Consider the following 6919-nt stretch of genomic DNA (forward strand, 5'->3'; position numbering starts at 1 on the left):
TCGGTGGACCGGCTTTTTGCTGTGCTCAGCGGCCGGTCAGACGGACGGGCGGGTCAGCCAGCCGTGGTCGACCGGGCCGATGCCGCCGCCGAGCGGGAAGCCGGCCTCGATCGCGCCGGTGACGTACGTCTTCGCGCCCCGTACCGCCGTGGGCACGTCCTGACCCAGCGCGAGCCCGGAGGCGATGGCGGAGGCCAGGGTGCAGCCGGTGCCGTGGGTGTGGCGGTTGTCGTGCCGGGGGGCGCGCAGCCAGTGTTCCGCGCTCCCGTCGGTGAGCAGGTCCACCGCCTCGCCGGGCAGATGGCCGCCCTTGATCACGACCCAGCGCGGTCCGAAGCCGAGGATCTCCTCTGCGGCCCGGCGCATCCCGCTCTCGTCGGTGACCAGGACGCCGGTGAGCTGGGCCACTTCGTCGAGATTCGGGGTGGCGACCGTGGCGACGGGCAGCAGCTTCGTCCGTACGGAGTCGAGGGCCTCGGCGGCGAGCAGCGCGTCGCCGTGCTTGGAGACGCCTACCGGATCGACGACGACAGGGGCGTCGGCGGTGGCGAGGAGTTCGGCGACGGTCTCCACGAGGGCGGCCGAGGCGAGCATTCCGGTCTTCACGGCCTGGACGCCGATGTCGTCGACGACGCTGCGGTACTGGGCGCGCACAGCCTCCACCGGAAGCTCCCACGCGCCCTGGACGCCGAGGCTGTTCTGTGCGGTGACGGCGGTGAGCACGCTCATGCCGTGCACACCGAGAGCGAGCATGGTCTTCAGATCGGCCTGGATCCCCGCACCGCCGCCGGAGTCGGATCCGGCGACGGTGAGCACGCGGGGCAAGGCAGCGGTACGTATGGGCATACGCAGCAATCTAGTGCTCAGGCGCGCGGCGGAGTGTCCTCGATGGCGCCGAAGTGGTCCCAGCCGCCCTTGCTGGTCCAGGGTGCGCCGTCGACGGTGACCTGGGGCAGCGCGGAGGGGTTGAGGACCTCGCCGATCACCTTCCAGCGGGCGGGCAGTTTCACGTCGGGCGGGAAGGTCGCCACGATCGCGTGGTCCTCTCCCCCGGTCAGCACCCACTGGAGGGGGTCGACGCCGACGGCCTGGCCGATGTCGGACATCTGCGAGGGGATGTCGATGAGCCCGGAGCGCAGGTCGATACGGCACTTGCTGGCCTCCGCGATGTGTCCGAGGTCGGCGACGAGGCCGTCGCTGACGTCGGTCATCGCGGTGGCGCCGAGCCCGGCGGCCGCGGGGCCCGCGTGGTACGGCGGTTCGGGGCGGCGGTGGGCCTCGACGAAGGCGCGGGGCGAGCGGAAGCCCCGGGAGAGGACGGCGTAACCGGCGGCGGACCAGCCGAGCCAGCCGGTGACCGCGACGACGTCTCCGGGGCGGGCGCCGGCGCGGGTGACCGGTTCGTGGTTGCGCAGGTCGCCGAGCGCGGTGATCGCAACGGTGATCGTGTCGCCGCCGACCACATCGCCGCCGACCACGGCCGCGCCCGCCACCTGGCATTCGTCGCGGAGCCCGTCCATCAGCTCGGCGGCCCAGGTGACGGGGAGGTCGGCGGGGACGACGAGGCCGAGGAGCAGCGCGGTGGGCACGGCGCCCATCGCCGCGATGTCGGCGAGGTTCTGGGCGGCGGCCTTGCGGCCGACGTCGTACGCCGTCGACCAGTCGCGGCGGAAGTGCCGCCCTTCCAGCAGGATGTCCGTACTGGCCACGACCCTGCGGTCGGGGGCGGCCACGACCGCGGCGTCGTCGCCGGGCCCCAGCCGTACCGCCGGAGTGGTGGTGAGCCGGGACGTGAGCTCTCTGATGAGCCCGAACTCCCCCAACTCGCCCACGGTTCCCTTCACCGAGTCTCACCTCTCCTTTATCGCCCCGGACACCCGTCCGGGCCCCCGGTCGCGAGCCGTCTGTGCTGTCGGTACCGTCAAGAGATACGTCAACTTCTGCGCCCTGTACGCCACGCTGTGGACGTCATCCGGCCCGTAGGTCTCCCCGCGGCCCGCGGCAACGCGATAACGTGGCGTCCCTTTCCCCCACATGATCCTCGTGGCCGCCCTGGAGGTTCCGTGGTACAGGCGTACATCCTCATCCAGACCGAGGTGGGCAAGGCGTCGATCGTCGCCGAGACCATCTCCAAGATTCCGGGAGTCATCCAGGCAGAGGACGTCACCGGTCCGTACGACGTGATCGTGCGGGCCCAAGCAGACACGGTCGACGAACTCGGCCGCATGGTGGTCGCCAAAGTGCAGCAGGTGGACGGCATCACACGAACCCTGACCTGCCCGGTCGTCCACCTCTGACCCCCGTCTAGGCTGGGCCGGTGACGTCATCCGCCCGCCGTTCTCCCCGCTCGATATTCCTCGGTCCGTCCGCTGCCGTGCTCGTCCTGGCCGCGGCGGGCTGTTCCCTCAGCGACGCGCAGCCCTCGATCACGGTTCCCACACCGTCCGCGGAGGCCGCCGCGTACTGCGAGGCCCTGCACGAGGAACTGCCGAAGACCATCCTGGAACTGGAACGCAGCGACCCCTCCCCGGATTCGGAGCTGACCGCCGGCTGGGGGGACGGGGCGATCGTACTGCGCTGCGGGGTTCCCCGGCCCGCGAAGATGGACGACCCCCAGTCGGAGGGCGTCGAGGCGGACGGGGTGAAGTGGATGCTGGAGGAGCCCGAGGACTCCGGCCCGCGGTTCACCACCACGTACCGCAAGGCGTACGTCGAGGTCACGCTGGATTCGACGTACGCCCACGACATCACGCCGCTGGCCTCGTTCGCCGGGCCGGTATCGAAGACGGTCCCGAACCGGTTCTGAGGTCCGCCGGCACCGTGTACGCCGGCGCCCTGTCCGCTCAGCGCAGCCCGGTGGAACGGGTCAACGCGGCCTGGATCAGCCGGTCGACCAGCTCCGGGTAGTCGACGCCGCTCTCCTGCCACATGCGCGGGTACATGGAGATCGGGGTGAAGCCCGGCAGGGTGTTGATCTCGTTGATGACGAAGGTGCCGTCCTCGGTGAGGAAGAAGTCGGCGCGCACCAGGCCCTCGCAGGAGACGGCGTCGAAGGCGGCGACGGCGAGCCGCTGCACCTCGGCGGTCTGCTCCCCGGTGAGCGGTGCGGGCACCAGACCGGCGGCCGAGTCGATGTACTTCGCCTCGAAGTCGTAGAAGTCGTGCGCGGTGACCGGCGGGATCTCGGCGGGCACGCTGGCGCGAGGTCCGTCCTCGAACTCCAGCACCCCGCACTCGATCTCACGGCCGCGCAGCAGCGACTCGACGAGGAACTTCGGGTCGTGGCGGCGGGCCTCCTCGATCGCCTCGTCGAGGCCTTCGACGCCGTCGACCTTGGTGATGCCCATCGAGGAGCCGCCCCGGGCGGGCTTGATGAACAGCGGCCAGCCGTGCTCGCCGGCGAAGTCGACGATCCGCTTGCGGGCGGCGGCGGGGTTGCCGTCCCACTCCCGGGGGCGGACGACCTCGTACGGTCCGACGGGCAGGCCGTAGGAGATGAAGACGCGCTTCATGTACTCCTTGTCCTGGCCGACGGCGGAGGCGAGGACGCCCGCACCGACGTAGGGCACACCGGAGAGTTCGAGGAGCCCCTGGAGGGTGCCGTCCTCGCCGTACGGGCCGTGCAGCACGGGGAAGACGACGTCGACCTCGCCCAGCGCCTTGGGCACCGCGCCGGGCTCGGTGTAGACGACCTCGCGGCTGCCCGGGTCCACGGAGAGCACGACACTGCCCTCGGCGGACTCGGCGAGCCGGTCCACGTCGGGGACCTTGCGGTCGGCGATGGCCATGCGTTCGGGCTCGTCGGCGGTGAGCGCCCAGCGGCCGTCCGTCGTGATGCCGATCGGCAGGACGTCGTACTTCGTCCGGTCGATGGCCTTCATGACGGCGCCGGCCGTGACGACCGAGATGCCGTGTTCGGAGCTGCGGCCGCCGAACACGACAGCCACGCGGGGCTTGCGGCGCGGCGCCTGCGGGCTCTCGGCGCGCTCAGGGCTCTGGGGGAGGTTCTCGCTGCTCATATCGCGATGAGCGTACCTGCTGGTAAGGGAGACGTCAGCGTCGCTCGGCCTTGGCGCTGCGCGACATCAGCTCCTTGACGGCGACGACCGGGGACTTGCCCTCGTGGACGATGGAGACGACGGTCTCGGTGATGGGCATGTCGACCCCGTGCCTGCGTGCCAGGTCGAGGACCGATTCGCAGGACTTGACTCCCTCGGCGGTCTGCTTGGTGACGGCGATCGTCTCCTGGAGCGTCATGCCGCGGCCGAGGTTGGTGCCGAAGGTGTGGTTGCGCGAGAGCGGCGAGGAGCAGGTGGCCACCAGATCGCCCAGGCCCGCGAGTCCGGAGAACGTCAGCGGGTCCGCGCCCATGGCCAGGCCCAGTCGGGTGGTCTCGGCGAGGCCCCGGGTGATGAGCGAGCCCTTGGTGTTGTCGCCCAGGCCCATGCCGTCCGCGATGCCGACGGCGAGGCCGATGACGTTCTTCACCGCGCCGCCGAGCTCGCAGCCGACCACGTCGGTGTTGGTGTACGGCCGGAAGTACGGGGTGTGGCAGGCGGCCTGGAGGCGCTGGGCGACGGACTCGTCGGCGCAGGCGACGACGGCCGCGGCGGGGCGGCGCTCGGCGATCTCCTTGGCCAGGTTGGGCCCCGAGACGACGGCGATGCGGTCGGCGGAGACCTTGGTGACGTCCGCGATCACCTCGCTCATCAGCTCGGCGGTGCCCAGCTCGACGCCCTTCATCAGGGAGACCAGGATGGTGTGCGGCTCCAGGTGCGGGGCCCAGTCGGCGAGGTTGGCGCGCAGCGTCTGGGAGGGCACGACGAGGAAGGCGAACTCCGCCCCGCGCAGGGCCTCGGCGGCGTCGGTGGTGGCGCGGACGGAGTCGGGGAGCGCGATGCCCGGGAGGTAGTCCGGGTTGGTGCGGGTGGTGTTGATGGTCTCGGCGACCTCGGCGCGGCGGCCCCACAGGGTGACCTCGCAGCCGGCGTCGGCGAGGATCACGGCGAACGCCGTACCCCATGAGCCGGTTCCGAAGACGGCTGCTTTTACGGGGTGCGTCACGTAGATCCCTTTCCCTGGGCCCTGCGCCGTTGTTCAGCACGGGCTTTGCGGTGATCGTAGAGCTCGGCGGGGGCCTTCTCCCCGCGCAGGTCCTCCAGCTCGCGGGTGACCGCCGCCATGATGGCCTCGGTCGCCTCGCGCAGCACTTCGGGGGTCGGCTCAAGACCGTGGAAGCGGCTGAGGTCGACGGGCGGTCCGGCCTGCACCCGGAGCGTCTTGCGGGGGAACAGCCGGAACTTGTTCTCCTTGGCGTAGGGCGGCATCGCGTGGTTGGCGCCCCACTGGGCGACCGGAATGACGGGCGCCTTGGTCATCAGGGCGACCCGGGCGGCCCCGGTCTTGCCGGCCATCGGCCACATGTCGGGATCCCGGGTGAGGGTGCCCTCGGGGTAGAAGGCGACGCACTCGCCGCGCTCGATGGCCTCCACGGCGGCCCGGAAGGCGTCCAGGGCGTCGGTGGTCTCGCGGTAGACGGGGATCTGGCCGGTGCCGCGCAGCATCATCCCGACGAACGGGGTGCGGAAGAGTCCGGCCTTCGCCAGGAACCTGGGCACCCGCCCGGTGTTGTACTGGAAGTGGCCGTAGGAGAGCGGGTCCAGATAGGAGTTGTGGTTGACGGCGCTGATGAATCCGCCGTCGGCCGGAACATTCTCCATCCCCCGCCAGTCGCGCTTGAACAGAACCACCAATGGCGGCTTGGCGATGACCGCCGCCAGGCGGTACCAAAAGCCGATTCTGCGGCGGGACACTTGGATACCTTCCTTAAGGATTTCAACCTGCTGCCTGGCTACTGACGGTCAAGTCTCGCCCCAGACCTCTGCGCTGTCGAGAACACCGTACGCCTCACGGTCGGTAGCGGGCCTCCGGGTTGTCGTACCGGCAGGCGAGAATAAGTCCTGACGCGTACGGAGGGGGAGATCGCCACGAACACCGATCCGGCCGGGCCCTGGTCCCTGGTCGTTCCGCTGAAGCCGCTCGCCCGGGCCAAGAGCCGCCTGGGGCGGGCGGCGGGCGAGGATGCGCGGCCCCGGCTGGCCCTGGCCTTCGCCCAGGACACGGTGGCCGCGGCGCTGGCCTGTCCCCGAGTGCGGGATGTGGTGGTCGTCACGGACGACGTCGTGGCCGCGGCGGCCCTTTCCGCGCTCGGCGCGCGGATCGTGCCGGACGCTCCGGGGGCCGGGCTCAACGCGGCGCTCGCGCACGGCGCGCGCTCCGTGCGGGCCCTGCGGCCCGCCGCCGCGGTCGCCGCGCTCAACGCGGATCTGCCGGCACTGCGCCCCGGCGAATTGGCGCGGGTGCTCGATTTTGCTTCCGCTTTTCCCAGCGCTTTTCTCCGGGACGCGGCGGGAATCGGAACGACATTTCTCGCCGCTGCGAGCGGTGCGGAATTCCGTCCGGCTTTCGGTGGTCCGTCCGGGGCCCGGCACCTGGCGTCGGGTGCGGTGGAAATAGCGCTGCCCGGCGTCGACTCGGTGCGCCGGGACGTGGATACGGGCGAGGACCTGCGGGTCGCCCTGGCCCTGGGGGTGGGGCCGCACACGGCGCGGATCGCGGCCGTGCCCGCCCCGGCCCGTGACCGATAGGCTGCCGCCCATGCAGGCGACCTCGTACACGTACGACCCCGAGACCCGCGGCGGCAGTGTGCTGCTGGACGACGGCACCCCGGTGGAGTTCGACGCCGCGGCCTTCGACGCGGGCGGCCTGTTGCTGCTGCGCCCGGGGCAGCGGGTGCGGATCGAGGGCGAGGGCGAGGGGGCGGCCCTGCGGATCACGCTGGTGACGCTGCAGACGTTCTAGAAGTGGTTCGCTGGGCCGAACGGGGCCCGGACAGCCCGCGGGCCGGGCTCCCCCGGAG

Annotated in this window: 9 protein-coding genes; 4 read left to right on the forward strand and 5 right to left on the reverse strand. The window is 71.3% G+C overall.

Features of this window, described 5'->3' with window-relative positions; translation table 11 throughout:
* Positions 1–36: 36 nt before the first annotated feature.
* Together thiD and ACFWM7_RS31965 are read right to left on the reverse strand one after the other, a co-directional pair.
* Positions 37–846, reverse strand: coding sequence for a bifunctional hydroxymethylpyrimidine kinase/phosphomethylpyrimidine kinase (gene thiD / locus ACFWM7_RS31960; RefSeq protein WP_383267354.1), 810 nt, complete (start codon positions 844–846; stop codon positions 37–39).
* A 17-nt stretch (positions 847–863) separates the two neighbouring features.
* Positions 864–1844 (reverse strand): thiamine-phosphate kinase, encoded by a 981-nt coding sequence (locus tag ACFWM7_RS31965; RefSeq protein ID WP_383267356.1) that lies wholly within the window; start codon positions 1842–1844, stop codon positions 864–866.
* Between the two features lie 219 nt (positions 1845–2063).
* On the opposite strand from ACFWM7_RS31965, the gene ACFWM7_RS31970 reads away from it, so the two are divergent.
* On the forward strand, positions 2064–2297 hold the full coding sequence (locus ACFWM7_RS31970) for an Lrp/AsnC family transcriptional regulator (RefSeq protein WP_006127869.1): 234 nt from the start codon (positions 2064–2066) through the stop codon (positions 2295–2297).
* A 20-nt stretch (positions 2298–2317) separates the two neighbouring features.
* Positions 2318–2806, forward strand: a complete 489-nt coding sequence (locus ACFWM7_RS31975) for a DUF3515 domain-containing protein (protein WP_383267358.1) — start codon at positions 2318–2320, stop codon at positions 2804–2806.
* Positions 2807–2843: 37 nt separating this feature from the next.
* Here the strand turns inward: ACFWM7_RS31975 and ACFWM7_RS31980 are convergent, their stop codons facing one another.
* From ACFWM7_RS31980 to ACFWM7_RS31990, 3 genes are read right to left on the reverse strand one after another with little or no spacing between them, the layout of a single operon-like run.
* A complete protein-coding gene (locus ACFWM7_RS31980) occupies positions 2844–4019 on the reverse strand; it encodes a D-alanine--D-alanine ligase family protein (RefSeq protein WP_383267361.1) in 1176 nt (391 codons plus the stop codon).
* Between the two features lie 34 nt (positions 4020–4053).
* Positions 4054–5064, reverse strand: a complete 1011-nt coding sequence (locus tag ACFWM7_RS31985) for an NAD(P)H-dependent glycerol-3-phosphate dehydrogenase (protein WP_383267364.1) — start codon at positions 5062–5064, stop codon at positions 4054–4056.
* Positions 5061–5813 carry a lysophospholipid acyltransferase family protein gene (locus ACFWM7_RS31990; RefSeq protein ID WP_383267367.1) on the reverse strand — a complete coding sequence of 251 codons (753 nt, stop codon included), beginning with the start codon at positions 5811–5813 and terminating at the stop codon, positions 5061–5063. Before ACFWM7_RS31990 ends, ACFWM7_RS31985 begins: the two co-directional genes overlap by 4 nt.
* Before the next feature lie 147 nt (positions 5814–5960).
* Here ACFWM7_RS31990 and cofC point away from each other — a divergent pair, with 147 nt between their 5' ends.
* A complete protein-coding gene (gene cofC, locus ACFWM7_RS31995) occupies positions 5961–6647 on the forward strand; it encodes a 2-phospho-L-lactate guanylyltransferase (RefSeq protein ID WP_383267369.1) in 687 nt (228 codons plus the stop codon).
* Between the two features lie 10 nt (positions 6648–6657).
* Positions 6658–6861: a hypothetical protein gene (locus ACFWM7_RS32000; RefSeq protein ID WP_010062008.1), complete on the forward strand. Its 204-nt coding sequence runs from the start codon at positions 6658–6660 to the stop codon at positions 6859–6861.
* Positions 6862–6919: the final 58 nt, after the last annotated feature.

The organism is Streptomyces sp. NPDC058375, from assembly GCF_042723425.1.
GTDB classification, from domain to species: domain Bacteria; phylum Actinomycetota; class Actinomycetes; order Streptomycetales; family Streptomycetaceae; genus Streptomyces; species Streptomyces durocortorensis.